The 25187-nt window shown below is 58.2% G+C and carries 22 protein-coding genes, 1 tRNA gene and 1 pseudogene; 13 read left to right on the top strand and 11 right to left on the bottom strand.

The features are described 5' to 3' along the window. Positions 1 to 122: 122 nt before the first annotated feature. The 3 genes from FBY04_RS03655 to FBY04_RS03645 all read right to left on the bottom strand — a co-directional run bounded on the left by FBY04_RS03655 (position 123) and on the right by FBY04_RS03645 (position 2670). Positions 123 to 404, bottom strand: a complete 282-nt coding sequence (locus tag FBY04_RS03655) for a peptidylprolyl isomerase (protein ID WP_008029538.1) — start codon at positions 402 to 404, stop codon at positions 123 to 125. Between the two features lie 84 nt (positions 405 to 488). Beyond that, positions 489 to 1370: a triacylglycerol lipase gene (locus FBY04_RS03650; RefSeq protein ID WP_145314542.1), complete on the bottom strand. Its 882-nt coding sequence runs from the start codon at positions 1368 to 1370 to the stop codon at positions 489 to 491. Positions 1371 to 1596: 226 nt separating this feature from the next. Then, positions 1597 to 2670 carry a 3-deoxy-7-phosphoheptulonate synthase gene (locus tag FBY04_RS03645; protein WP_145314541.1) on the bottom strand — a complete coding sequence of 358 codons (1074 nt, stop codon included), beginning with the start codon at positions 2668 to 2670 and terminating at the stop codon, positions 1597 to 1599. A 627-nt stretch (positions 2671 to 3297) separates the two neighbouring features. On the opposite strand from FBY04_RS03645, the gene FBY04_RS03640 reads away from it, so the two are divergent. From FBY04_RS03640 to FBY04_RS03615, 6 genes are all read left to right on the top strand, one after another. Then, positions 3298 to 4056 carry a carbon-nitrogen hydrolase family protein gene (locus tag FBY04_RS03640; protein WP_145314540.1) on the top strand — a complete coding sequence of 253 codons (759 nt, stop codon included), beginning with the start codon at positions 3298 to 3300 and terminating at the stop codon, positions 4054 to 4056. Then, positions 4056 to 4499 (top strand): N-acetyltransferase, encoded by a 444-nt coding sequence (locus FBY04_RS03635; RefSeq protein WP_084320167.1) that lies wholly within the window; start codon positions 4056 to 4058, stop codon positions 4497 to 4499. Before FBY04_RS03640 ends, FBY04_RS03635 begins: the two co-directional genes overlap by 1 nt. 126 nt (positions 4500 to 4625) lie before the next feature. Further along, positions 4626 to 5267 (top strand): UvrY/SirA/GacA family response regulator transcription factor, encoded by a 642-nt coding sequence (gene uvrY / locus FBY04_RS03630; protein ID WP_008015884.1) that lies wholly within the window; start codon positions 4626 to 4628, stop codon positions 5265 to 5267. 2 nt (positions 5268 to 5269) lie between these two features. Further along, positions 5270 to 7093, top strand: coding sequence for an excinuclease ABC subunit UvrC (uvrC, locus tag FBY04_RS03625; RefSeq protein WP_084320165.1), 1824 nt, complete (start codon positions 5270 to 5272; stop codon positions 7091 to 7093). 32 nt (positions 7094 to 7125) lie between these two features. After that, complete coding sequence (gene pgsA, locus FBY04_RS03620) at positions 7126 to 7686, top strand: CDP-diacylglycerol--glycerol-3-phosphate 3-phosphatidyltransferase (RefSeq protein WP_084320164.1); 561 nt, start codon at positions 7126 to 7128, stop codon at positions 7684 to 7686. Positions 7687 to 7748: 62 nt separating this feature from the next. After that, positions 7749 to 7824, top strand: a tRNA-Gly gene (locus tag FBY04_RS03615). A gap of 288 nt (positions 7825 to 8112) precedes the next feature. Here the strand turns inward: FBY04_RS03615 and FBY04_RS33015 are convergent. Continuing rightward, positions 8113 to 8290, bottom strand: a pseudogene (locus tag FBY04_RS33015) (type II toxin-antitoxin system RelE/ParE family toxin); the annotation flags it as partial. An 18-nt stretch (positions 8291 to 8308) separates the two neighbouring features. After that, entirely contained in the window at positions 8309 to 9514 is a 1206-nt protein-coding gene (locus tag FBY04_RS03610) for an MFS transporter (protein WP_145314539.1), read from the bottom strand. 155 nt (positions 9515 to 9669) lie between these two features. Here FBY04_RS03610 and FBY04_RS03605 point away from each other — a divergent pair, with 155 nt between their 5' ends. Further along, the gene (locus tag FBY04_RS03605) at positions 9670 to 10596 is read left to right on the top strand and encodes a LysR family transcriptional regulator (RefSeq protein WP_145314538.1); all 927 of its coding nucleotides are present in this window, start codon (positions 9670 to 9672) and stop codon (positions 10594 to 10596) included. Positions 10597 to 10793: 197 nt separating this feature from the next. Here the strand turns inward: FBY04_RS03605 and FBY04_RS03600 are convergent, their stop codons facing one another. Then, complete coding sequence (locus FBY04_RS03600; RefSeq protein ID WP_145314537.1) at positions 10794 to 12281, bottom strand: aldehyde dehydrogenase family protein; 1488 nt, start codon at positions 12279 to 12281, stop codon at positions 10794 to 10796. A 275-nt stretch (positions 12282 to 12556) separates the two neighbouring features. Here FBY04_RS03600 and FBY04_RS03595 point away from each other — a divergent pair, with 275 nt between their 5' ends. Then, positions 12557 to 13726 carry a p-hydroxyphenylacetate 3-hydroxylase oxygenase component gene (locus tag FBY04_RS03595; RefSeq protein ID WP_145314536.1) on the top strand — a complete coding sequence of 390 codons (1170 nt, stop codon included), beginning with the start codon at positions 12557 to 12559 and terminating at the stop codon, positions 13724 to 13726. Positions 13727 to 13784: 58 nt separating this feature from the next. Further along, positions 13785 to 14741 (top strand): p-hydroxyphenylacetate 3-hydroxylase reductase component, encoded by a 957-nt coding sequence (locus FBY04_RS03590; RefSeq protein ID WP_145314535.1) that lies wholly within the window; start codon positions 13785 to 13787, stop codon positions 14739 to 14741. 109 nt (positions 14742 to 14850) lie between these two features. Here the strand turns inward: FBY04_RS03590 and FBY04_RS03585 are convergent, their stop codons facing one another. The 4 genes from FBY04_RS03585 to FBY04_RS03570 form a co-directional block, all read right to left on the bottom strand. After that, a complete protein-coding gene (locus FBY04_RS03585) occupies positions 14851 to 15957 on the bottom strand; it encodes a class II histone deacetylase (protein ID WP_145314534.1) in 1107 nt (368 codons plus the stop codon). A gap of 35 nt (positions 15958 to 15992) precedes the next feature. Further along, positions 15993 to 17156: an MFS transporter gene (locus FBY04_RS03580; RefSeq protein ID WP_145314533.1), complete on the bottom strand. Its 1164-nt coding sequence runs from the start codon at positions 17154 to 17156 to the stop codon at positions 15993 to 15995. A 22-nt stretch (positions 17157 to 17178) separates the two neighbouring features. Next, the gene (locus FBY04_RS03575; protein ID WP_178118250.1) at positions 17179 to 18060 is read right to left on the bottom strand and encodes a transporter; all 882 of its coding nucleotides are present in this window, start codon (positions 18058 to 18060) and stop codon (positions 17179 to 17181) included. 128 nt (positions 18061 to 18188) lie between these two features. Continuing rightward, positions 18189 to 19166 (bottom strand): helix-turn-helix transcriptional regulator, encoded by a 978-nt coding sequence (locus FBY04_RS03570; protein WP_145314532.1) that lies wholly within the window; start codon positions 19164 to 19166, stop codon positions 18189 to 18191. Positions 19167 to 19431: 265 nt separating this feature from the next. Here FBY04_RS03570 and FBY04_RS33010 point away from each other — a divergent pair, with 265 nt between their 5' ends. Continuing rightward, positions 19432 to 20337, top strand: a complete 906-nt coding sequence (locus FBY04_RS33010; protein ID WP_145314531.1) for a methyl-accepting chemotaxis protein — start codon at positions 19432 to 19434, stop codon at positions 20335 to 20337. A gap of 40 nt (positions 20338 to 20377) precedes the next feature. Here the strand turns inward: FBY04_RS33010 and FBY04_RS03560 are convergent, their stop codons facing one another. Next, positions 20378 to 21706 (bottom strand): hypothetical protein, encoded by a 1329-nt coding sequence (locus FBY04_RS03560; RefSeq protein WP_145314530.1) that lies wholly within the window; start codon positions 21704 to 21706, stop codon positions 20378 to 20380. A gap of 305 nt (positions 21707 to 22011) precedes the next feature. Here FBY04_RS03560 and FBY04_RS03555 point away from each other — a divergent pair, with 305 nt between their 5' ends. The 3 genes from FBY04_RS03555 to feaR all read left to right on the top strand — a co-directional run bounded on the left by FBY04_RS03555 (position 22012) and on the right by feaR (position 25149). After that, positions 22012 to 23511: an APC family permease gene (locus FBY04_RS03555; protein WP_105341093.1), complete on the top strand. Its 1500-nt coding sequence runs from the start codon at positions 22012 to 22014 to the stop codon at positions 23509 to 23511. Then, positions 23492 to 24076 carry a DUF3156 family protein gene (locus FBY04_RS03550; RefSeq protein ID WP_105341092.1) on the top strand — a complete coding sequence of 195 codons (585 nt, stop codon included), beginning with the start codon at positions 23492 to 23494 and terminating at the stop codon, positions 24074 to 24076. The genes FBY04_RS03555 and FBY04_RS03550 overlap by 20 nt, the downstream gene beginning before the upstream one ends. A 110-nt stretch (positions 24077 to 24186) precedes the next feature. Further along, positions 24187 to 25149, top strand: a complete 963-nt coding sequence (gene feaR, locus FBY04_RS03545) for a transcriptional regulator FeaR (RefSeq protein ID WP_145314529.1) — start codon at positions 24187 to 24189, stop codon at positions 25147 to 25149. The last annotated feature ends 38 nt before the right edge of the window (positions 25150 to 25187 follow it).

Here is a 25187-nt window from a genome sequence, read left to right as displayed (position 1 = left end):
GGGTGGTCGATAACCGCAATTTGTACGCTAGCGGCGCGTCCCTCGCCAGCCGTATCACGCATCCGAAACACGACGGCCCACCAAAAAGGCGGGCCGTTGTGCGGAAAAGCCACGCGATTGGATCAGTCCTGACGGCTGGTCACTTCCAGCAAGTGGTAACCAAACTGAGTCTTGACCGGACCTTGCACCACGTTGATCGGTGCGCTGAAGACCACGGTGTCGAATTCCTTGACCATCTGGCCTGGACCGAACGAACCCAGGTCGCCGCCCTGACGGCTGGACGGGCAGGTGGAGTTGGCTTTGGCAACTTCGGCGAAATCGGCACCCGCTTCGATTTGGGCTTTGAGTTCGTTGCACTTGTCTTCGCTGGCAACCAGGATGTGACGGGCAGTGGCTTTAGCCATGGGAAATACTCCTTTCAATGTTCAATAAAATGCGGAGCCTACCGGATTCAGTGGGCCATTTCTTCTCAAAGTTCCTTCGAATGCTTACAGGCCAGCCTTTCGCAGACGTTCGGCGTGCTGCACATACAAATCAATCGGGTCGATGCCTGTGCGTACCCGACCGGCTGTCTGGTTGATGCTATCCAGATGATCGAGCGGGTAGTCGGAGCGGATCACTTTGCCCAAATGAGAACTGAAGCGTCCGACCATGCCGTCGTTCTGATCGGCTTCGGTGGTGAAATACCGAGAAAAGGCCCGTGAGAACCCGTTCAGCGGATCAAGTGCATTGAGCCCTTCATCGATAACGGTCCCCTGCAACGTGCCGCTCCAGGAATAGTAGCGAACCCCGTTGACCAGCTCGCGACCCTTGCCCCCCCAGGTTTTTGGCAAACCTTGGGGGTATTTCTCATTAAACGCGTAGACACCCTCGGTGGTCAGCGCATTCAACGCGGCGATAGCGTTCTGCGGCAGGTGCGGGTTGCCACTCAGCAAAGACAGGAAATCGGCGAACAAGGTGACGACCGCTTCGGCGGCCCGTTCCGGGAGGCGACCGGGCGTCAGTGCCTTTCGCAGGAAATCCGCCAGTTCCGAGCCGTGATTCGGTCCGCTGACCGACGTCACCGACGCTACGAATTGCGGCGCTATCGCTGCGGCATAACGTGCGGCCAGTGCGCCCTGGCTGTGTCCGATCAGGTTGACCTTCTCTGCACCGGTACCTTCCAGCACTCGTTCGATCTGTGCCAGAAGCTGTTCGCCGCGTGCTTCGTTGGTATGGGTAGCCGACAGGTGAGGTATGAACACCCTGGCGCCGTCGCTGCGCAGTGCTTGCCTGATGTCCTGGAAGAGTTCAAACGGGCCGATCCGGTCGAAACCGAACAAGCCGTGAACCAGCAGGATGGGATAGAGAGTGCTTGCATTCCGTTGCATGTTCGTACCTTTTCGCGGGAGTTCGAGGATGTGCTCGGGCCTCACTCTAAAGCACTCGGGTGTTCGCGCGATGTCTGAAAAAGCCGCTGTACATGGGGGAAAACGGAATAGGTAAGGTACGAATATTCGAATCCGCAGGAGGCTATTTTCGGAATGTCCGGACGTCCTTTAACCGGAGGTAGCGCAGAGTTCTGCAATGACCTACCTCCGGAATGCTATTTGCCTGTCAACCGCGTGTCGCTCGCAACCGTTCCGCCGCCGAACGCAACAGCGCCTCCGTGCCGTCCCATCCCAGGCAACCATCCGTTACCGATACGCCGTACTGAAGCGACGGATTCAACGGCTGGCAACCCTCGAACAGATGGCTCTCGATCATCATCCCGATCAGCGAGCGATCACCTTGCAGGCGCTGATCAAGCACATCGTTGAACACCGCCGGTTGACGCAGCGGGTCTTTGCCGCTGTTGGCGTGGCTGCAGTCGACCATGATCCGTGCCGGGATCTTCAGCTTGGTCAAATCGCTGTTCACTTTGGCGACGCTGTCGCGATCGTAGTTCGGGCCGCGATGGCCACCGCGCAATACCAGGTGAGTGTCTGCATTGCCCGGGGTCTGAATGATCGCCGGATGCCCCTGACTGTCGACACCGAAGTGCCGATGCGGATGGGCGGCCGAGCGCATGGCGTCGCTGGCAACGCCGACGCCGCCATCGGTGCCGTTCTTGAAACCGACCGGCATGTTCAGGCCACTGGCCATTTCCCGGTGGATCTGCGACTCGGTGGTGCGGGCGCCAATGGCTACCCAACTGAGCAGGTCGTCGAAGTAACCGGCAGCCATCGGTTGCAGCAATTCGGTGGCGATGGGCAAACCCAGTCGGAGCATTTCGCGCATCAGCTCGCGGGACAGGGTCAGGCCGCCGGCCATGTCATCGCTGCCGTCCAGGTGCGGATCGTAGGCCAGGCCTTTCCAGCCGACCGTGGTTCGGGGTTTTTCAACGTAGGCGCGCATCACCAGCAGCATTTCATCGGTGACTTCGGCGGCGAGGCGGGCGAGGTTGCTCGCGTATTCGAGGGCGGACTGGGGATCGTGAATCGAGCAAGGGCCGACGATGACCAGCAAACGGGAGTCTTCACCGTTGAGGATCGCGCGGACTGCGTCGCGGTGGGCCGCGACCTGGCGGGTCAGGGCGTTGCTGAGGGGCAATTGCTGTTTGAGTTGCAATGAGCTTGGCAGACGCAGGGTCAGTGCTTCATTGGCAGGGCTCAGGGTGGACAGCGGCAGAGCAGAGACGGACGAGTTCATATTCAGGCTTCCTGGGCGAGTGGCGGGTTCGTTCCCGCGCGCTCGGCCCTACTGGGGTGTTCGACAATTGGCCGGATTGGCTGCGTGTGTGTGCTTGCCACCTGTGGGTGACCGATCGGAGGCGGCAGGCTGTCCCGAGCGGAGGCTGCTAAATCGCCAGGCGGTAAAACTGTCGTAACGGTAATAAGTGGCGTAGTTCATGTCGTGAATCCTCAGGTTGTCTGGTGTGTTGCTAAAAATACGTAGGGCTGAAAAAACAAAACCCCCGGTCGGGAGGCCGACCGGGGGTTGAGAATTCTCTGGTGGCGACCCGTTTAAAGTGGGCGCCGTGTGGGTATCAGGCGCGCCAGTGGCTAAACCAATACCCAAAATAAAAGCTGACCGGAGCGCAAACGACGTTCACCCGGGCAGCCGCAACCGAGCGCAGGGCGCTGGCGGTACGAAGCTGTGAGAGGGCGTTCAACATGGTCTGTCTCCGATGGATGCGCCGAGCTTACTAGAGGCCGGTACGCGGATTCAATCAGAAATTGCTATCGATCACCGACGGCGTTTTCTATCGCTTGAGTGCGTCGAAGGTTGTGACACACTCATCGCTTAAACAAAAACACAACGTTACAAGGACGAACCATGACGCCGCTGACCATCGCCGCCGCTCAATCGATCTCTATCGCGGGAGACCTGGCCGCCAATATCGCCGGGCATCAACGCTTCATGCAGGCGGCGGCGGAGCAGGGCGTGCAGTTGCTGGTGTTTCCGGAACTGTCGCTGACCGGGTACGAGGGTGGGCTGGCGGTTGAGCTGGCGATTGCACCGGAGGATGCGCTACTGCAACCGTTAAGGCATTTCGCGCAGGAAATCGGTGTAACGACTGTGGTCGGGATGCCTATTCGTCTGTCGGAGAATTCGCCAGTGTTGATCGGAGCGCTGGTCCTGGGCGCCGATGGCTCGCTGGGGGTCTACAGCAAACAGCATCTGCATCCCGGCGAGGAAGTAGCGTTTGCACCGGGCTTTGGCGGTTCTACCCTGGCAATTGGCGGTGACACGGTCGCCCTGGCGGTGTGCGCCGATTTTTCCCACGCCAGCCATGCGGCCGCAGCGGCGCAACAGGGCGCCGATCTGTATGCAGCAGGCGTGCTGATCACTGAAAAAGGCTACGCCCCGGACACCGCGTTGCTGCAGGGCTATGCCGTCACGCATTCGATGGCGGTGCTGATGGCCAACCACGGCGGTGCGACGGGGGGCTGGGAGTCGGCAGGACGCAGCGCGATCTGGGCGTCGGACGGTTCGCTGATTACCGCTGCACCCGGTACTGGCAGTCTGCTGGTCGTTGCTCGCCGCACAGCTGATGGCTGGACGGGGCGCGTCGTTGCCGTCGCGGAGGTCTGATGGGGTTCGAATTACGTCCGGCGACATCGCAGGACCTAGACTTTGCACGGGAATTGACCTGTCAAACCATGCTCCGCTACTACATTCAGCACGATCTGCTGTGGCAGGACGAGGCCTTCGATGTTGCGTGGGCGGGGCGGGAAAACTGGCTGATCGTGCGCGATGAGGTGGTACTGGGATATGTGAGCCTCAGCCGGGACGCAAGGGCCTTGTACATCCGTGAGTTGCATGTGCTCGACACGTTCCAGGGGCAGGGTGCCGGTTCCTGGGCGATCGATCAGGTATTGTCGATGGCGCGCAAGGAACGCCGCCCGGCCCTGCGGTTGACGGTGTTTGTAAATAATCCGGCAAAAGCCTTATATGAAAGAAAGGGCCTGCAGGTGGTCGGCGCAGACGAGTGTTTCCTGAGAATGCAGCGCGATGTCGAGGTCGCGGATCGCTGAAACACGCATCGCACAAGCCTTTCAAGATGTATTGAAACTTTTTATATGACGCTTGCCGCTAGGTCTGCCAGTCGCTTTTTGCTAAGGTGTCGACAACTCAATAAGACCATATCGCGAGGTGTCTGCTTGATTAGGGTGCTAGTAGTCGATGACCATGATCTCGTTCGTACAGGCATTACACGAATGCTGGCTGACATCGATGGCCTGCAAGTGGTCGGCCAGGCCGAGTCAGGTGAAGAATCCCTGCTCAAGGCGCGTGAGTTGAAACCCGATGTGGTGCTGATGGACGTCAAGATGCCCGGTATCGGCGGTCTTGAGGCCACCCGCAAATTGTTGCGCAGTCATCCGGATATCAAGGTCGTTGCGGTCACCGTGTGTGAGGAAGATCCGTTTCCTACACGGTTGTTGCAGGCCGGAGCCGCCGGTTACCTGACCAAAGGCGCCGGGTTGCCGGAAATGGTCCAGGCCATCCGCCTGGTGTTTGCCGGCCAGCGCTACATCAGCCCGCAAATTGCCCAGCAACTGGCGATCAAATCCTTTCAGCCGACCAACGATTCGCCATTCGACGCACTGTCGGAACGGGAAATCCAGATCGCACTGATGATTGTCGGCTGCCAGAAGGTGCAGATCATTTCCGACAAGTTGTGCCTGTCGCCCAAAACCGTGAACACCTACCGTTACCGAATTTTCGAAAAACTTTCGATCAGCAGCGATGTCGAGTTGACGCTGTTGGCGGTTCGTCACGGCATGGTTGATGCCAGCCTCTGAAAATGACTGACACCTTTGATCCAAGTGCTTTCCTGTCGACGGTCAGTGGACGCCCCGGCGTCTATCGCATGTTTGACAGCGAAGCGCGTCTGCTCTACGTCGGCAAGGCCAAGAACCTCAAGAATCGCCTGTCGAGTTACTTCCGCAAGTCCGGGCTCGCGCCGAAAACCGCTGCGCTGGTGGCGCGGATTGCCCAAGTCGAAACGACGATCACCGCCAACGAAACCGAAGCCTTGCTGCTTGAGCAGACGCTGATCAAGGAATGGCGGCCGCCCTACAACATTCTGTTGCGCGACGACAAATCCTACCCGTACGTGTTTCTCTCCGATGGCCAGTTCCCGCGCCTGAGCATTCATCGTGGTGCGAAGAAGGCCAAAGGCAAGTATTTCGGTCCCTATCCCAGTGCCGGTGCGATTCGCGAAAGCCTGAGCCTGCTGCAAAAGACCTTTTTCGTGCGCCAGTGCGAAGACAGCTATTACAAGAACCGCACGCGGCCGTGCCTGCAATATCAGATCAAACGCTGCAAGGCGCCTTGTGTCGGCCTGGTGGAGCCCGAGGTGTACGCCGAAGACGTACGGCACTCGGTGATGTTCCTGGAGGGGCGCAGCAACGCGCTGACCGACGAGTTATCGGCCGGCATGGAAGAGGCGGCGATCAACCTCGAGTTCGAGCGAGCCGCCGAATTGCGTGACCAGATCTCCTTGCTGCGCCGGGTTCAGGATCAGCAGAGCATGGAAGGCGGTACCGGAGATGTCGACGTGATCGCCGCGTTCGTCAACCCGGGCGGTGCCTGTGTTCATCTGATCAGCGTGCGCGGTGGCCGGGTGCTGGGGAGCAAGAACTTTTTCCCGCAGGTGGGTATTGAAGAAGACGTGTCCGAGGTCATGGCCGCGTTTCTCGGTCAGTATTTCATCAGCAGCCCTGAGCGCGACTTGCCGAGCGAATTGATCGTCAACGTGGTACACGAAGATTTTCCGACGCTGATTGCAGCCATTGAAGAGTTGCGTGGTCGCGAACTGACCATCAGCCACAGGGTTCGCGGGACGCGGGCGCGCTGGCAGCAATTGGCCGTGACCAATGCCGAGCAGGCGCTGGGCGCGCGTCTGGCCAACCGCCAACACGTCGCCGCGCGTTTCGATGCCCTGGCCGACGTGCTGAAACTGGATGAGCCGCCGCAGCGCCTGGAGTGTTACGACATCAGTCACTCCAGCGGCGAAGCGACCGTGGCGTCCTGTGTGGTGTTCGGTCCCGAAGGCCCGATCAAGTCCGACTACCGTCGCTACAATATCGAAGGCGTCACACCGGGCGATGACTATGCCGCGATGCACCAGGCCCTGACCCGACGCTTCAGCAAACTGAAGGACGGGGAGGGCAAGCTGCCGGACATCCTGTTGGTCGATGGCGGCAAGGGGCAGTTGTCCATGGCGCGTGATGTGCTCAATGAGCTGGCGGTGCCCGACCTGATTCTGCTGGGCGTGGCCAAGGGCGCGACACGCAAGGCCGGTTTCGAAACCTTGTACCTCAACGACGCCGCCCACGAATTCACCTTGCGTGGAGATTCCCCGGCGTTGCATTTGATCCAGCAGATCCGTGACGAAGCTCACCGTTTTGCGATTACCGGGCACCGCGCCCGTCGTGGTAAAACGCGCCGCACGTCTACACTGGAAGGCGTTGCAGGCGTTGGACCGACACGCCGGCGCGATTTGTTGAAACATTTTGGTGGATTGCAGGAGCTGTCTCGTGCCAGCATCGAAGAGATCGCCAAAGCACCCGGGATCAGTAAAAAGCTCGCAGAGTTGATTTATGCAAATCTGCACAGCGAGTAGAATGCCACCTCACCTCGTAGCCAGTTGTGCCGATGAATATCCCTAATCTGATTACCGTTCTACGCGTCCTGCTTATCCCGATCTTCATTTTGCTGTTCTACCTGCCTTACCAATGGAGCTACCTGGCGTCTGCTTCGGTCTTTGCGTTTGCCGCCGCCACGGACTGGCTGGATGGTTATCTGGCTCGCCGACTGGAGCAAAGCACGCCGTTCGGGGCTTTTCTCGATCCGGTGGCCGACAAACTGATGGTCGCCGTGGCGCTGGTGTTGCTGGTGCAGGAACACGGTAACCTGTGGCTCACGCTGCCGGCAGCAGTGATCATCGGTCGCGAAATTGTCGTCTCGGCGCTGCGGGAGTGGATGGCCGAGCTCGGTGCTCGTGCTCACGTTGCCGTGTCGAACCTGGGCAAATGGAAAACCGCTGCGCAAATGCTGGCGTTGGTGATCCTGCTGGCCAATCCGTCGGACTTCACGTTCTGGGTTCTGGTGGGTTATGCCTTGCTGATGATCTCGGCGGGCCTGACGCTGTGGTCCATGGTTCAATATTTGCGGGCTGCCTGGCCGCATCTGAAGACCGACGTGGAAAAGAAATAAACTTTTTTGAATCAAGGGGTTGACGGGGCATCTGGATTCTATAGAATGCGCCTCACCAAGACGCGGGAATAGCTCAGTTGGTAGAGCACGACCTTGCCAAGGTCGGGGTCGCGAGTTCGAGTCTCGTTTCCCGCTCCAAGCATTAAAAAATGGATCTCTGAAAAGAGGTCCATTTTTTTTCGTCCAAAGAAAAGTCTTTCTTGGACTTTTGCCGCGCGCCCCCTCTGAAAACACTCAGATCCAGCCCCAATGGGCACATTTTCCAGTACATCAATCCGGTGCTCGGCAGATCGGTTTTCTCGTGACGTATGTGATGGCTCTCACCAATAACGCGGTCCGACACGCCAAACCCGGAGCCAAGGACTACACCCTCCCTGACTACAATCGCTGTTCATGGCCAGTTAAGCCGTTGGGCCAGGTCGGTGATCAATCATTAGGCAAGTGCAATTGCACTTCCGTGGCGTCATGAAAGAGTCGGACGACCTCGATCACCTCGTCGTTTGCCACACGATAGAACACGATATGGCGTGGGCTTTTGATCGTCCCATGTGGGGTGTTTGGCCTGCTGGCGTGAATAGATGAGGTGATAGCTGCGAAGGCCCGGCTTCCTCATTGCTGCCCCTCAATCAGGATCCTTACCCGCTGTAGCGCCCAAATTGGAAGCTCCCAAGAAGTAAAACAATCCACCCACAACGATGAAGAGCGCGAGCATGTAGAAGATGTAGTGGGGAGGTTGGGTCGCCAATACGACTCCGCAAAGCACCGGTCCCAGTGCCGCCCCGAGGCTGGACAGGTTTTGCACTCCGTAATACATACCGCGCAGGTTGTCCGGAGCGATTTTGTCGATGAACATGTATTCGGCGGGGAATACGATTATTTCGCCGACCGTGAAAATGGCCATGGAAATGACCCAGAGCAGAATAGAGGTCGACAGGGCAAAACCCGCCAACCCCATCATGAACATACTCAGTCCCGCGGCCAGCCACAGACTCAGATGCCCGTGAGAGATCTTCCTCCCTATGGAGTATTGCAAGCTGATCACCATCAGCGCATTGGTCGCCACAATGGTACTGATGATCTGGTAGGTAGATTCTGGCGTAGTCGTGATCACCAGATACTGCGAGAGATAAGCGGTGAATTGGCCAAAAACCACCGCGCTGAGCAGCCCGCCAAGGGTGAAACACACCAACCGATAATCCTGGAGCAGCAATTTCCCCGCGGCCAGAAACGGTACAGGTTTTCGAGCGTCATCGATGGCGTTCAGGTCTCTATCGCCCCAAACGAAATAGATGAAGAAGAATCCTGCCCCAAGCCCGGCAGACAGCAGGAATGGCAAGCTGATATCCAGCTTGGCCATTCCGGCCCCAAGAAATGGGCCGACGGCATATCCGATATTGGTCAGTGTGTATTTGATCGAGAAAACTTCGCTGCGATCAGTGACGGGAAGCAGGCTGCCAAATCCTGATTTGACCGCGATATCAATGACCGCATAAGCCAGGTTGATCAGTACCAGGCAGCTGTAGAACAGCCAAAGATCGCGAGCCAGAAACGTCCCGAGAAACCCCAGCGTGAACACACCACTGAAGCCCAGGATCAGCCGGTAACTGGACATCTTGTCGACCAGAAAGCCACCGTAAAGACTCAATAACGACCCGATGATCAGTGTGCTGCCAATAACCAGGCCGATATCGGCGACGCTCAAGCTGAAACTGCCGGAAAGGTAAATGACCAAATAGGGCAGGGTGATTGCTCGCGCCAAGGTCAATATCAGGGACGCCGACAGCAGCAAATTTATTGTTGTCGGATAGCTTTTTAGCGTGGTCAGCATCCTTGCCTCATCGTTCAGCAGGTTGTTTTTATGGTGTTCGTCAGTCGCATAGTGTTGATTGATGCGTTCGAATCAAGCTTACTGGAGAAAATTGTTCTGACCTGTGATGGTTTTTATTGAATTGGCGGAACTGAATTCATGAATACGGAGCGTCTATGTTTTCCTCCGAACGATTAAAGGGCATTGATGTATTTGTCAGCGTTGCGGACTGCGGCAGTTTCAAAGCCGCCGCCGAGCGGATGAGTCTGACAGCTTCTGCCATTAGCAAAAGTATTGCTCGATTGGAGAGCAGGCTGGGGACTCGGTTGTTCCATCGAACAACTCGAAGCTTGTCACTGACGGATGCGGGGATTGCGTTCTATCGCACGTGCACAGGCGTGCTGGCGGACCTCGAAGAGGCTGAGCTGTCTCTACATGCCGAAACCACCGAGCCTCGTGGCAGGGTTCACATTGGCCTTCCGGGTGCCTTTGGCCGTTTGCAGGCACTTCCAGTCATTCTGCGGTTTGCCCAGGAGCACGCTCTGCTGTTACCGCACATTTCGTTTTCCGACCGTTTCATCGACCCTATCGAAGATGGTGTCGATATCGTCGTACGCATCGGTGGCTCGGACGTTTGGCCCGACACACTGGGGCATCGTTACGTGGGCCGTGAGTGGCATATCTTCTGTGCGTCGCCCGCGTATTTGAGCAAGCATGGCACGCCTGTGACCGTTCACGATCTGGAGCATCACCAGTGCATCGCTTACGGCTGGGCGGATGGAGCGATTAGCCCTTGGAGTTTTGCAGGAACCCAGGCCGGCGAAATTGAACGCAGGGCGATAGCCGCAAGGTTCGTCGTGGGAGATGGCGAAGGTCTGGTGATCGCTGTATCGGCGGGATGCGGAATCGCGCAGCTACCTTCGTGGTTGGTCAAGCGTCAGCTTGAAGAGGGGACATTGGTTGAAGTGCTTCCCCACTTGGCAACCGATGGTCTGGCGATCAATCTGGTTTGGGCCAAAAGTCGGCAAGCGCTTCCCAAGGTCAGTGCGTTGCTGGAGGCACTTGCCGCCGGTTTGGTGCCGTCTGGTGGCAAAATCGAATGACCACTTTTGGCGATAGCGGTCTGTCAGGAAGTGCCGCTTCCACACAAAGCCCGCTGAGCATTGGCTACCCAACCCTTGAGGATGATAATTCGCTGCAATTTCGCCTAGCGTACTTCTACTGATTAGAAGTCCATCTTTCGAGAGCTTTCGCATCTAAGCTGTACGCCGGCATGGACGTTGTCCATGCCGGCGGTTGGTTAATAGCGAATCATCACAGATTTGAGTTCAGTGTAATCGTCGATAAACGCGGATCCGAACTCACGACCGATTCCCGATGATTTGACGCCACCAAAGGGTACTGCTGGGTCGAGCATCGTGTGCATGTTCACCCACACTGTGCCGGCGTTGATGGCGGGCACCATGCGCAAAGCCTTGCTCAGATCGTTGGTCCACAGGCTGGCGCTCAGGCCATAGGGGGTGTTGTTCATCAGTTCCAGCAGTTCTTCTTCGGTGTCATAGGGGAAGAACGTTGCGATAGGGCCAAAGGTTTCTTCGTTGAGCAAAGTGTCGTTCACCGTGTTGGCGAGGATTACCGTCGGTTCGACATAACAGCCGGGACGGTCGAGCAGGTTGCCACCGTGAATGATCGTGTTGTTTTCGGCGCGGGCCTTGTCGAAAAACTCACCAAGCTTGAGTTGGTGTTGGCGGTTGGTGACCGGGCCGAATTCGGTGCGCTCATCCAGTGGCGAACCGATGTTCAGCTGGCTCAAACGTTGAGCCAGCTTTTCCATGATCGGCTCGATTTGCGAGCGATGGGCGAAGAACCGTTCGGCCGCGGCGCAGATTTGTCCTGAATGCAGGAAGCCGGCCTCAATGATGCCATTGACCGCTTTGTCCAGATCGATATCGCGCAGGAACCCCGCCGAGTTTTTACCGCCCAGTTCCAGGGTTGCGCGGGTCAACCCGGTGCCCATGGCGCTACGGCCGACAGCGATGCCGGTGGGCACTGATCCGGTGAACGAAACCTTGTCGGTGCCGGGGTGCTCGATCAGCCCTTTGCCCACCAGACCGCCACCGGTCAATACGTTCAGTGCGCCCGCAGGGAGGCCGGCTTCAATGGCCAGTTCGGCGATCCGCAGGATGGTCAGCGGGGTGAATTCGCTGGGCTTGATGATGATGCTGCACCCGGTTACCAGCGCCGAGGCGAGTTTCCAGATGGCGATCATGGTCGAAAAATTCCACGGCACAATGCCCACCACCACGCCGACCGGTTCGCGCAGGGTGAAAGCGGTATAGCGTTCACCGGCGAAGGAGGGCAGTGACGGGGTGATGGTCTGGCCGCTGATCTTGGTTGCCCAGCCGGCGTAATAACGCAGGAAGTGAGCGGCCTGGTCGACTTCGAAGGCCCGGGAAATCTGGATGATCTTGCCCGACTGGCAGGTTTCGATTTGCGCCAGTTCTTCGCGGTTTTGCTCCAGCAGGTCGGCCAGTTTCAGTAGCACGTTGCCCCGCGTCGCCGGTGCGACCTGGGACCAATGCTTGAAGCCGCGATTGGCCGACTCCACCGCCGCATCGATATCGACAGGATCAGCATCGGCGACGTGGGCGATGACCTGGCCGGTGGCGGGATTGATCACCTCCAGCGTCTGATTGGAATGGCTCTGAACGTAGCCACCGTCGATAAACAGCGCATGGCTTCGACGGAGGAAGGCTTCAACTTGAGGCAGCAGTGGAATATCGCTCATGGGGGTTTTCCTAGTCGCGAACAAGAGAAAAGCCCGAGGTTAATCCGTGGGGCCAGGCGTGGCTTGACTGTGCCTGCCGGGCCTCATGTCTGTGGCTGCCAGAGCAGCTGGAGGCCTGAGCACTAGACACGGTCATTGCCTTTGAAAAGTACAATATTGGCTCTGGAAGGTGCATTTGTTACCTTGATGGCTCGTTCCATAATGGCCCTGTATCCGGCGCCGCTCCTTCGATTTGGAGGGGGTGACCGGGAATCCAATAATAAGCAGGGCCGTCCATGAAAAAGCCAAACCCGCTCCTCGAAGACCTCAAGTCCATTCTGCCGACCATCGCTGCCAATGCCTTTCAGGCCGAGCAGGGTCGCAAGGTTCCCGACGAGAACATTGCGCTGCTCAAAGGCATCGGCATGCACAGAGCCTTTCAGCCGAAGAAGTTCGGCGGCATGGAAATATCGCTGCCTCAATTTGCCGACTGTATTGCCTTGCTCGCTGGCTCTTGTGCCAGCACGGCATGGGCGATGAGCTTGCTCTGCACTCATAGCCATCAACTTGCGATGTTCTCGGCCAAATTGCAGCAGGAAGTCTGGGGTACTGATTCGGACGCCACTGCCAGCAGCAGCATCGCGCCGTTCGGCCGCACCGAAGAGACCGAAGGTGGCGTGCTGTTCAGCGGTGAAATGGGCTGGAGCAGCGGCTGCGATCACGCCGAGTGGGCGATTGTCGGTTTCCGCCGCAAGAATGCTGAGGGCACCCAGGACTACTGTTTTGCGGTACTGCCTCGCAGCGACTACCAGATCCGTGACGACTGGTTCGCCGCCGGCATGAAAGGCAGCGGCACCAAGACCTTGATCATCGATAACGTGCTGGTGCCGGAACACCGGATTCAGAAAGCCAAAGACATGATGGAAGGCAAGTCCGCAGGCTTCGGTCTGTACCCGGACAGCAAGATCTTTTACTCGCCGTATCGTCCTTACTTCGCCAGCGGTTTTTCTACCGTGAGCCTAGGGGTTGCCGAGCGGATGCTGGAGGTATTCCGCGAAAAAACCAAAACCCGCGTGCGAGCCTATACCGGTGCAGCGGTCGGTGCCGCGACGCCGGCCTTGATGCGCCTGGCCGAGTCGACTCATCAGGTGGCTGCAGCCCGAGCCTTTCTCGAGAAAACCTGGGAGGAACATGCCGAACACAGTGAACAGCAGCGTTACCCAAGCCGCGAAACCCTGGCGTTCTGGCGCACCAATCAAGCCTACGCCACCAAGATGTGCATCCAGGCGGTGGACCGTCTGTTCGAGGCTGCTGGTGGCAACGCCTGGTTCGAGCACAACGAGATGCAGCGCCTGTTCCGCGACTCGCACATGACCGGGGCCCATGCCTACACCGACTACGACGTCTGCGCTCAGATCCTTGGCCGCGAACTGATGGGCCTGGAACCCGATCCGAGCATGATCTGAGCCGGACCGTCCATAACAACAATCAGGACTGCTCCTGAAAGCAGTCCGGGAGTCTTGCATGTCTGATAACAGCGTTTGTGCCGCCACTGAAACGACCTTCGACCCACGTGCCTTCCGCCGGGCACTGGGCAATTTCGCCACCGGGGTGACCGTGGTGACAGCCGCCACCGCATCCGGGCGTAAAGTCGGAGTGACCGCCAATAGCTTCAACTCGGTATCCCTCGATCCGCCTTTGGTGCTGTGGAGCATCGACAAGCGTTCTAACAGCCACGAGGTGTTCGAAGAGGCCAGCCATTTTGCGGTTAACGTGTTGGCGGCTGACCAGATTGACCTCTCCAATAATTTCGCCCGGCCCAAGGAAGATCGCTTCGCCGAGATCGAGTTCGAACCGGGCGAGGGCGGGGCACCGGTGTTCGCCGATTGCTCGGCGCGTTTTCACTGCGAGAAGTACCAGCAGGTGGATGGCGGCGATCACTGGATTATGATCGGTAAGGTGGTAGCGTTCGATGATTTCGGCCGCTCGCCATTGCTCTATCACCAGGGCGCCTACTCCATGGTCTTGCCCCATACCCGCATGACTAAACGCGATGAAAGCCAGCCGCCGAGCAGCCATTTTCAGGGGCGCCTCAGCCACAATCTGTATTACCTGATGACACAGGCGGTGCGGGCCTACCAGTCCAGCTACCAGCCACGGCAACTGTCCACCGGCCTGCGCACCAGCGAGGCGCGCATGCTGATGGTGCTGGAAAGTGACGCAAGGCTGAGCCCCAACGAACTGTTGCGTGAGGTGGCGATGCCTGTTCGGGAAATCGATGAGGCCGTCGCCAACCTCAAACGCAAGGGGTTGGTGAACGACGATGACAACGGTGTACGTCTGACGGCTGCCGGTATCGAGCAGACCGAAGACCTTTGGGCGATCGCTCAGGCGCAACAAGAGAAAGTCTTTGCCGAATTCAGCGAGACGCAGATAGAAACGTTCAAAACCGTGTTGAAACGACTGATCAGCAACTGCTGACCGTTTGATCTTGGGGTAAAAAAATCCGATGCCGGTAATGGCATCGGATTTTTTTTTTGCGTCACGCTCGGGCCGTTGAACTGCGCTGCAACATTGCCAGCGCCAAGGCTCAGCGTGCTACGGCCAACTCATCGATCCAGTGCCGTTGAAATGCCGCAAACGCTTCCTTCGGTTGCTGCAGCTGCACAAACTCCAACATAGGGTCGGTGACTTCAGTCCTGATGCCAGCCAATTCCTCAATGGTCGCTAACCCGCAAAACGGCACATACGCTTCGGAGTACCCGCCTTCATGCACCAGAACGAGACGGCCTTGACACAAACGTTCGGCGGCTTCGCGCACGCAGCGAGTCATCTGCCGGTACGAGTCGCTGTGTAACAGCATCCGGGCGAGGGGATCGACGGCGTTGGCGTCGTAACCGCAGGCAACGATGATCAACTCGGGCTCGAAGCGCTCCAGCGCCGGAATCACGATACGCTCCATCGCATAGAGATAAGCCTCATGACCGCAGCCAGGGGGCAACGGAATATTGATATTCGCCCCCAATCCCGCGCCGCGGCCGCGATCGGCTTCACCGCTGTAACCGGCGGGGAAACAGCTGTCTTGATGCAGCGAAATGGTCAGCACATCACCGCGTTCCTCAAAGATTGATTGCGTACCGTTGCCGTGGTGCACATCCCAGTCGATCACCGCGACTTTGCCCAGGCCACGGTGTGCTTTTGCGGCTTCAATGGCGATGGCGATATTGGCCAGGAAGCAGAAACCCATGGCGCTGTCGGCCAGGCAGTGGTGGCCCGGTGGGCGTGACAGAGAGTAGGCATTGTCGACCTCGCCGGACAGTACGGCATCGACCGCTGCCATGGCCAGTCCGGCGGACAGCCTGGCTATTTCATAACTGCCGGGCCCAATGGGAGCGTTTGGCCCCAATTCGCCGCCGCCGGCATCACTCATGGCCTTGAAGCGTTGCAGGTAGTCAGGCGTATGAACCCGTAGCAGATCCTCATCCGCTGCCGCATTGGCGCTTCGTACCTGTAAGTGTCGGGTCAGGCCGGAAACGTCCAGCAGGCTCTTCAGACGGCGCTTGGTTTCCGGCGATTCGGCGTGGCCGGCAGCGGCAGGCGGTTGCACCCAACCTCCCACCGGCAAGGTCAAGGCGTGCAGTCCGGCGCTGTGCCAGAGGCTGAGTTCGTCGAAGAAAAACGCACTTTTTCGGCTCATCGTTCTTTCCATTTTCTTTAGGGTAAAAGGACCACTCACGCGCTAGGGCGGCAGCTCAGAATCAACACCAGGGACAGCAAAGTGATGCAGACCCCTCCGATAAGTAGCGATTGGAAACCGCCGCTGGCTTCGATCAGCCGGCCAGACACTGTCGGGCCGATGGCGAGGCCACCACCGATCACAAGGTTGGAGGCATTCATCAGTTTTCCGGAACGGTCGAGGTCGGCCAGGCAGGCCAGAATCAACGGCAGAATGAATGTCCAGGTGAACTTGAAAAGCAGCGCAGCCAAAGCAAAGCGCAGCATTTCAGGTTGGCCCAGCAACAGCAGCACCGAGCCTGCCATCAGCCCGTAACCCAGTAGCAACAACAGCAGGCGTGGCAGACGATTGCCGATCAGCGAGGCACAACCCGCACCGACAATGCCTGTCACCGTAGCGACGGCAAGAATCTCGCCGCTGGACTCGGCAGAGAGGCCGGCGTGGGTGCTGATGGAACCGATAAAGGTCCAGACGCCGCTCAGGCTGATGTAAAAACTCAGGATGGCAAGAATGCCCAGTGCCGCCTTCCACTTCGAGGCGAGGGCTACTCGCTCGGCGGTTTTCTCGGTCGGCGGGCTGCCTTGGGGAAAGTAACGGGCCAGTGGCAAAAAGACCGTCATCAGCCCTGCAAGGATCAAGTAGCAGGCTGACAGCCCGTAGTGTTCGAACAGGCGTGGCAGGATGCTCAAGCCAATCGCCCCGACCACAAGTTGCCCCATCACCCATAAGCCATAGACGCGACCGGGGTTGGACGTCGAGGCGGCACTGGACAGACAGATGATCATCAGTGAACCGCCGGCCAGGGCGCTGCAAAAGCGCAATGCCAGGAGTAGCGAATAATCGTGGGCAAGTATCGAGAGCAGGTTGGCTGCAATGAACAGTATCCCGGCCAGCAATGCGGCGCGGCGCCAGTCGATACGTTTGAGCCACCAGAGAGCGGGCAGGGTGGCCAGGCTCATGGCACCGAGTTCGGTGGAGAACAGATCGCCTATCTGTGACGGGCTCAGTTGCCATTGAGTTGCCAGTTGCGCCGCCACTGCCGGTGCGGTCATGAGGATGGTCGGGGTGATGGCGGCGAACAGCACAATGGCTGCCAGCAATGCCAGTTGGGATGATGCGAGCGAGCGGTGATTGGTCAGCGGTTTGGTCTGGGTGTTCATGTTCAAGCTCCGATGAATGAATTCAGAACACATGGACCAGACGCAGCAACGCGTCGGTACCGTGATAGCCGTTGTCGGTGGCGACGTTCTGCGAGAGGCTGAACATCAACTGATTCTGTTTATCGAGCCAGTGACCGACTTCGAAACCCACCTGGGTGTAGCGCTTGTGGGTGTCATCGATGCGTTGTTCATTGATCCGCAACTCGCCGCCATCGGCGTGGATCAGTCGCAACGCGCCATAGGTGCTCGAAGTGAAGTCATAAGAGGCAAAAGCTTGCAGGCGATACAGAGGGTCCTGTTTGAGGTCATTGCTGAAGTAGTCGTCGTTCTTGCCATAGAGCTGGGCTTCGAAGTTGGCTTCCAGCACCCATTTTTCACCGATGCCCTGGGTGTAGTTGTAAACGAAGGTTGCCCCCCAGCGATTGGCGCCGGGTGACACATCGGGATTTGTGCTGTGGTACTCGCCCACCGGCAGGGTAAGCAGGGTCAGCAACCCGCTGTAGGTGCGCGAGGCGGGGTCGTTGATGAAGAACAGGGTGCCGCCGACCTGAGGATCACCAAAACCGCTTTCTCCGGTGTGCTGACTGGCACCTGGCAGGCGGGCGCTGATGTCGGCGAAGGGCACGATGAATTGTGGGGTGCAGAGGGTGCCGCAGATGTCGGTGAAAAATACCTGGCGATAAGCCACAGCGCTGACCTTCAGGTCGGCCTTGCCCGTGCTGTCGGCGGGGCCGTGGAAATCATTGGCGCGGCTTGCCGGCAAATACAGCACGCCCAGGGTGGTGCCCGAAGGGGCGCCGAAAAAATCCCGGGCGTTGAGGTCGGCGGCGCCAGCATGCAGGCTCGACAGACCACTGATAAGAGCCAGTGCAGTGTTGCGGGTGAAGGTACTGGTCATGGGCATTGCGTCTCTTCTTTGAGTTGTTGTGCGGCGAACGGATCGCCCCTACGTGACATAGGGAAAAAAGGGTAAAAGTGTCCCGTGGCTGTCAAAAAGACAGCGAAAAAGTCAGCGCGAGTCAGCGGGGTAGATCAGTCAGGCGGGGCGTGCAGCAGATGGGCAATTCGGGCTTTGTCCTTGACCCCGAGTTTGCTGTAGATGGCGCGGATGTGGTGGCGCACGGTATTGGGTGACATGCCCAGATCGCGGGCGACTTCCTTGTAGGTCTTGCCTTCGCCGAAGCCCTGAGCCACATCGTTTTCTCGTGGACTCAATTGCATCAGCACAGTGCGGCTGCGGGCTGCCAGCAGGAACAGATCACCGACCGTCGAGGCCTCGATCTGCAGATGCTTGCCTTCATACCCATTAGCGTCCATTGCCACCGGCAGGCAAGGGCCAGTCCAGTCCGTCCACTCGCTCAGCAGCAAGTCGACGAAACCACGTTCCGCGCAGTGCAGTGTGCCGCGCTGGTCGCATACGGCGAGCGCCAGATTGCGCGGACGGGTGAGGGTTTCGCGCATGGCCACAAGGGTGCGGATCTGGTTGGCCGATACCGCGGCAACCAGATGAAGCATGAGGTTGTTCAGCAACCGACAATCCTGATCGGAAAAGCGCGGTGCTTCGGGAGCGCGATACATCGTGAGGTGATCGCTGAGGTGGGTTTGTGGGTCGACGTACACAATGCACAGCAATTCGCCAATACCATAGGATTCGCCGAGCCAGTTGAGTCCGGGACCGTTGGAAGGGTCGCGCATGTCGACGATGACCGCTTGCCCGGGGATGTCATGGACCCTGCCGACGGTCACGTCGATATGGCGAATCGATTGCCAGTCCGGCAGGTAGCTGCGGGGCAATTTGTAGAGATAGGAGTTGTGTTCTTCAGGCAACCCCTCAATCAGCGCCGCACGCCCCCACCAGGCACTGTCGAAGGGTAACAACTGGTTGATGCCGCCCAGCGCGGCATGGTGGAAGTGCTCGATGTCTTTGTCCTGTGCCAGGCGCTGAAGCTCCAGTGTCATCGCACTGAACGCCTCCAGGAGGCTGGCGTGACCATGATCATGACGGCTCATTCGTATGTACCTCTGTGCGACATTTTTATTGTTTTCGTCACGAAGTCATTAAGGACCGGAACGTCATTTGGACGTGGGCAGGGCCTGAGGACGAGTATCGGCGGGTTGAGAGAGTATCGCTATCCTACAGATGCACGATGCCTGCTATAGGAAGGCCTTTTGTGTGTGGCAGACAGGAGCAAACGCCTCAGCAGCCACGTACAAGCAATCACCTCCCGTTTGCTATCAGATCCAGTGTCTCGATCGATGAACAAAGGACAGGCTGATGTTCTTCAAGAAACACAAACAGCAGCAGGCGCTCACTGAGACCTTGCAACTGGAACGGTTCACACAAGAAAAAAGCCAAATCGTGCAACGTCTGCGGGTCGCCGAGGAGCTGTCCAAGGGCCAGGCCTGCCAATTGGAGCGCAGCGAGCAAGCGCTTGAAACGCTTCGCCAACAGCTGAAACAGGCTCTGAGCCGCGAGCAGGCGCTTGAAGTCGAGTTAAGCCAGCATGTGCAGCTGTCCCGCCAGCATCGGCAGGAGGAGCAGATCTGGGAACTGTTGCAGTCGACGCTGACCGAGGGCTGCTGGGACATCACCGTGGTCAACGGCAATGTTCAAGACCCTGCCAGCTGCATGCGTTTCTCCAATCAGTTTCGCCTCCTGATGGGTTATGCCTCCCATGAGTTGCCCGACGGCTGGGATGCTCAGGTCGGCATCACCCACCCGGATGATCTGCCGAAAATCATGGCGATCTTCGACCGGGAAATTCTCGGACCCCACGGCAGTGGCGAATACGTCTTTGAATACCGGATGCGCCATAAGACCCGCGACTACATCTGGTGCCGCGAGCGTGGTCGTGCGGTACGTGATGAGCACGCAAAGCTTTGTCGCGTGATCGGCGCGGTACGCGACATCAGCGATGAGCGTTCGGCCAAGGCGACCCATCATCAAATGCTCGAGCAGAATCAGGCGACCTATGACCAGATCGCAACGGTGGTGGGGGTTATCAAAGGCATTGCCGACCAGACCAACCTGCTGGCCCTGAATGCCGCCATTGAAGCGGCGAGGGCGGGAGAGGTCGGGCGCGGTTTTTCAGTGGTGGCCGATGAAGTGCGCAAACTCGCGGAAAATACCCGCCAGGCCACACATCAGATTCAGACGATGTTGCATCAGCACAAACAGTAAGCCTGCTCAGGAGCTGCCCCCCGGCAGCTCCTGAAGAACATCAGAAGGGGATGGCCACGGTCAGCTGACTGTAGACGTTGGTGCCATTGCCACCGACCTGATTACCGCCGTTGCTTTCATCCTTTTCCGGCTTATACAGGCCCACCAGCGGGGTGACGATCAGGTGCTCGTTCACCGCCCATTCGGCATACAGGTCAAGTTCACGACCATCGAGGTCCAGCGCATTGTTCTTGTGCAGGGTCTTGTAGTCGAAAAACAGCACACCAACGGTCACTGGCTCCAGCGGTTTGACTTTGAGCGCCACATGCTGGATCGCGGTGTTGCTGTTGAACGGGCCCGAATAATTACCGGCCACTTCGCCCTGGAACCAGGTACCGTAGCCACGGTTGACACCGTTGAACATCGAATCCCAATCTTTGGAATAGCGGCTGTAACGGTACGTCAGGTCCGGCGACCATGGCAGGTCGGCAAAGGTGTAGCCGGCTTCGGTGTACCAGGCTTTTTCCGGGCCGGCGTCCTTGTCCTGCCAGGCATATTCGAAGGAAAAGTGAGCGTTCTCTATTCCGGCATTGCCAGCGCCCCGCAGGCTATAGATGTTCATGCCTTCACGTTGCTTCTGGAAGTCGCTGGCATAACGATCATCGACGTCGATGCCGTGAATATAGGTCAGCCCGAGGGTACCTGGCGCGGCGGTGTATTCCAGGGTGCTGGCGGCCATCTCGGTCTTGGCCTGAGCGCGGTTATCCGACTTGATCCACATCAGGCTGCCATGAACGCCTTCCTTGCCGCCCAAGCGCAGAACGGCGGTTTCGTCGAAGGCGTGGCGTGCCGCGAGATAATAGGCACCACCTCGGTTGAACTCACCGTCCGCCACACCTTTACCCAGGTTCAGGCCGTCGTCGTTGATGATAAAACCGTCACCGAGAGTAATGACCTGGCGCCCAAACGACACATCCACACCATCCTTGCCAAGTACCGGGAACAGGTCGCCGGAACGCCAACCGGCGAAGGCTTCATCAAACTTTGTAGTTCGTTCGGTGCCGTCGGTGATGCCCGCCGCATCGCCATCGCCCCAGGTGCCGGAACTGACCAGATTGGCCGTGCCATAGGCGCTGCCCAGGTCGCCGAGCGTTTGCTCGACACTCAAGCCATACTTGATAAATCCTTCGCGCCAGCTAGACCCGCCTGTGGTGCCGTCATAGTTCTTGCGACTGTTGAACATCCCATAGACGGCGAGGAAGTTGCCGGTGACCTTGGTGTCGTTATCGGCATACAGCTCGTAGGCCTGGGCCGACGAGTCGGCGATCAAGAGCGCGATACCCAGACCAACGGCCTTGGACAGCGATCGTGCTTTCAGTGTTTGCTCCATTGTTGTTTTCCCCAGCTTTTGTTGGACAGCTCGATAGGTCGAGTGCGCATTAGGGCGACTGGAGGCGGGGGAAGTCTTTCACCTGCGTGCCAGATAATTGATCCTGTCAGCCAAGCACCGGACCTTGGCAGGGAGCAACAAAACCGGCGGCAGGCATGGGCAAGACGATCAGGGCGGGAGGGGCGCAAAGTGGTTCTGCACAGGGCGCCGTTTCGATCAGGGACTGGCTGGGGAAGGCGTTATCGCCGGCTCCTTGAACGGCTCGATTCATACAATAGAAAAATCCGCTTTCGAGGATCTGCACTATGTCGATCAATGACAGGCTCACAGAGCATTTGAACCGGGGTACGGTCGGTTTTCCCACCGCACTTGCCAGCACCATCGGCCTGATCATGGCCAGTCCGGTGATACTCACCGCGACCATGGGGTTTGGCATTGGCGGCAGCGCTTTTGCGGTGGCCATGTTGATCGCCGTGGTAATGATGCTGGCCCAGGCGACGACCTTCGCTGAAGCTGCGTCGATTCTGCCGACCACCGGTTCGGTCTACGATTACATCAACTGCGGCATGGGCCGTTTCTTTGCAATCACCGGTACATTGTCGGCCTACCTGATTGTCCATGTGTTTGCCGGAACTGCGGAAACCATACTTTCGGGCGTCATGGCACTGGTGAACTTCGAGCATCTCAACACGCTGGCCGAATCGGTCGGTGGTTCGTGGTTGCTTGGGGTGGGGTTCGTCGTTGTGTTCGGGATCCTCAATATCTTCGGCGTCAGCGCGTTCGGTCGGGCCGAAATCATCCTGACCTTCGGCATGTGGACGACCCTGATGGTGTTCGGCGTGTTGGGGCTGATCGCGGCACCGGCTGTGCAACTGGATGGCTGGTTCGGTGAGTCGCTGGTGGGCACAGACTTGATCACCATTTTGTCGCTTGTGGGCATGGCCATGTTCATGTTCGTTGGTTGCGAGTTCGTCACACCCTTGGCGCCGGATCTGCGCCAATCGGCCAGGGTCATGCCCAAGGCGATGATTCTGGGTTTGCTCAGCGTGGCGACATGCATGTTCATCTACGGTGCAGCGATGAAACGTCAGGTGGAAAACGTGTTATTGGATGCGGCCAGCGGTGTGCATCTGCTTGACACGCCCATGGCGATTCCAAAGTTCGCCGAGCAGGTAATGGGTGATATCGGTCCGATATGGCTGGGTATTGGCTTCCTGTTTGCCGGCGCGGCGACCATCAATACGTTGATGGCGGGAGTGCCGCGGATTCTTTACGGTATGGCGGTCGATGGGGCATTGCCCAAGGTCTTCACTTACCTGCACCCACGCTTCAAGACGCCCCTACTGTGCATTGTGGTGGTGATGCTGATTCCTTGCCTGCATGCGCTGTATCTGGGCGGCAACGCCGACAACATCATGCCCCTGGTGCTGGCTGCCGTATGCGCCTGGAGTTTTGCTTATCTGCTGGTGACGCTGTCAGTGGTGATCCTGCGGATTCGTCGCCCCGATCTGCCACGGGCTTATCGCTCGCCGTTCTTTCCACTGCCGCAGATTGTCTCCAGCATCGGTATTCTGCTGGGCATGTGGTTTATTACGCCGCCCGGTATGAATCCGGCGGACATCTATATCCCTTTTGGCGTGATGCTCGGTTGCACGGCGGTGTATGCGCTGTTTTGGACGTTAGTCGTGCAGAAGGTCAATCCATTCAAGCCGGCGTTGGTGGAAGACGTGCTGGCCAAGGAGTTTTCCTATGAGCCTGGCAAGCATCACAACGATTATCTCGACCATGCTGCAAAAACTGTCTGAGCTGTTCAGTGCCAGTCGCGCCCCGGCCGGTTATCGGCCGGGTGTGACGCTTGAGCACCTGCGGCGCAACCTCGGCCTGGCCAGTTTCGAGCAGACAGAGCTGACAGTGGCCCGGGCTTCGCTGGACGATGGCAGCTTGCAATTGGAGATCGTCGAGCGCACCGAGTCGCAGCTGTTGATGCACCTGGTTATGACCGAATTCGTGCTGCGGGTGCCTGCTACAAGAGAGGGCATGGCGAGCTTTGAACTGCACCATACCGGGTCGGTTCGACGGACCGGAATCCGCTGTCGGCAACGTGCTGGAGACGCGGCACTGTTGGTCGGTTTGGAAGCCGGATTACTGGCGGACAGTATGCTGCAGCAAGCGCTGATGCCGCTGGATTTCAAACGCTTGCGCATCGATCTACAAGCGCGTCAATGGTGCGTGCGGCTGGAGCATATGGGCGGTAGCGAAGTGGTCAACCGGATGCCGGCCTTTCGTCGCTACATCGCCTTGAGCCGTGAGCAGCGCGACTGGCTGCTCGAGTCCTTGAGTGGTTTGCAGCGAGTGCTGCGCACGCTTTGAGTTTGGCATCATAAATGCTTTCACATACGGCTATCAGTACTTGTTGCGCACATATAGATAACATGTTAACTATTGCGCTACAAAAACAAAAAGCCATTGTGGAGATACCCATGAGCATCCAACAGGTTGTGCAAGACGGGCTGGAAAACTGGACCCGGGATCTGCGAGCTGTTTGCGGTCACTTCGACACAGAACTGGCCTTCAACCGCGCGCTGTTCATCGGTGAGGTTTCCAAGTTCTCCCGAGGCGGTCTGCCGCTGGCCAACCTGCGCACCAATGCGGGCCTCATCAAGCGCCCCAAGACCAACCCCGACCACGATAACGACCAGCATTGTTTCCTGGTCAGCCAGCGCAGCGGCTACGCCCAGATCACCCAGAATGGCCGGAGCATCCAGCTGGCCCCCGGGGATATGCTATTGATGGATTCGACAGGGTCCATCGAAATCACCCCCTTTGGCCTGATCGAGCATGCCTCCCTGTCCTTGTCTCGCAATGAAGTGTGCAAGCAACTCGGCAGCCAGCTCGGGACCTTCGGCAAGATTTCCTCGAGCAAGGCCTGCGGGCGGATGCTGCACGTGTTGATGGATCAGCTATGCAAGGACAACCTGGAGGGCGAGTGTGCCGTGGGCGAGGGTGAGGCCTTGCAGTGTGCTTTTGCTTCGCTACTCGGCTCGGCATTCGAGCAGGATCATGATTCACGGGGCGACAGCGCCTCGTTGCAGGGCAATAACCTGCGCAGCTATGTGCAGAAAGTCATTGATGAATCCCTGACCCAGCCCGGTCTGAGCCCGGTGGGCCTGGCCAATCGACTGAACATTTCAGTGCGGCATTTGTACCGGTTGTTTGAGGAACAGGACGATAGCGTTTGTCGCTACATTCAACGGGCTCGGCTCAAACGCAGCGCCGATGACCTGACCAACCCTTTCCTGAGGACTGAATCGATTACCTCGATTGCCTACAAGTGGGGCTTCACCGATTCGGCGCATTTCAGCCGCTCGTTCAAGAAGCAGTTCGAGCTATCGCCCAAGGATTTTCGTTCCAGCCATTTGCAGCAGGCGGCGGGGGCGGCGTGAGTCTTTGACTGGATGTAAAAAGGGGGCTTTCCAAAGCC

Origin of the sequence: Pseudomonas sp. SJZ080 (genome assembly GCF_007828295.1) — a bacterium.
Taxonomy (GTDB): Bacteria; Pseudomonadota; Gammaproteobacteria; order Pseudomonadales; family Pseudomonadaceae; genus Aquipseudomonas; species Aquipseudomonas migulae_A.
This window is presented reverse-complemented; position numbering and strand designations above follow the sequence as displayed.

Coding starts and splice junctions, on each gene's coding strand:
- FBY04_RS03655 (WP_008029538.1), bottom strand. CDS start 404: ATGGCTAAAGCCACTGCCCGTCACATCCTGGTTGCCAGCGAAGACAAG.
- FBY04_RS03650 (WP_145314542.1), bottom strand. CDS start 1,370: ATGCAACGGAATGCAAGCACTCTCTATCCCATCCTGCTGGTTCACGGC.
- FBY04_RS03645 (WP_145314541.1), bottom strand. CDS start 2,670: ATGAACTCGTCCGTCTCTGCTCTGCCGCTGTCCACCCTGAGCCCTGCC.
- FBY04_RS03640 (WP_145314540.1), top strand. CDS start 3,298: ATGACGCCGCTGACCATCGCCGCCGCTCAATCGATCTCTATCGCGGGA.
- FBY04_RS03635 (WP_084320167.1), top strand. CDS start 4,056: ATGGGGTTCGAATTACGTCCGGCGACATCGCAGGACCTAGACTTTGCA.
- uvrC (WP_084320165.1), top strand. CDS start 5,270: ATGACTGACACCTTTGATCCAAGTGCTTTCCTGTCGACGGTCAGTGGA.
- pgsA (WP_084320164.1), top strand. CDS start 7,126: ATGAATATCCCTAATCTGATTACCGTTCTACGCGTCCTGCTTATCCCG.
- FBY04_RS03610 (WP_145314539.1), bottom strand. CDS start 9,514: ATGCTGACCACGCTAAAAAGCTATCCGACAACAATAAATTTGCTGCTG.
- FBY04_RS03605 (WP_145314538.1), top strand. CDS start 9,670: ATGTTTTCCTCCGAACGATTAAAGGGCATTGATGTATTTGTCAGCGTT.
- FBY04_RS03600 (WP_145314537.1), bottom strand. CDS start 12,281: ATGAGCGATATTCCACTGCTGCCTCAAGTTGAAGCCTTCCTCCGTCGA.
- FBY04_RS03595 (WP_145314536.1), top strand. CDS start 12,557: ATGAAAAAGCCAAACCCGCTCCTCGAAGACCTCAAGTCCATTCTGCCG.
- FBY04_RS03590 (WP_145314535.1), top strand. CDS start 13,785: ATGTCTGATAACAGCGTTTGTGCCGCCACTGAAACGACCTTCGACCCA.
- FBY04_RS03585 (WP_145314534.1), bottom strand. CDS start 15,957: ATGAGCCGAAAAAGTGCGTTTTTCTTCGACGAACTCAGCCTCTGGCAC.
- FBY04_RS03580 (WP_145314533.1), bottom strand. CDS start 17,156: ATGAACACCCAGACCAAACCGCTGACCAATCACCGCTCGCTCGCATCA.
- FBY04_RS03575 (WP_178118250.1), bottom strand. CDS start 18,060: ATGCCCATGACCAGTACCTTCACCCGCAACACTGCACTGGCTCTTATC.
- FBY04_RS03570 (WP_145314532.1), bottom strand. CDS start 19,166: ATGAGCCGTCATGATCATGGTCACGCCAGCCTCCTGGAGGCGTTCAGT.
- FBY04_RS33010 (WP_145314531.1), top strand. CDS start 19,432: ATGTTCTTCAAGAAACACAAACAGCAGCAGGCGCTCACTGAGACCTTG.
- FBY04_RS03560 (WP_145314530.1), bottom strand. CDS start 21,706: ATGGAGCAAACACTGAAAGCACGATCGCTGTCCAAGGCCGTTGGTCTG.
- FBY04_RS03555 (WP_105341093.1), top strand. CDS start 22,012: ATGTCGATCAATGACAGGCTCACAGAGCATTTGAACCGGGGTACGGTC.
- FBY04_RS03550 (WP_105341092.1), top strand. CDS start 23,492: ATGCTGCAAAAACTGTCTGAGCTGTTCAGTGCCAGTCGCGCCCCGGCC.
- feaR (WP_145314529.1), top strand. CDS start 24,187: ATGAGCATCCAACAGGTTGTGCAAGACGGGCTGGAAAACTGGACCCGG.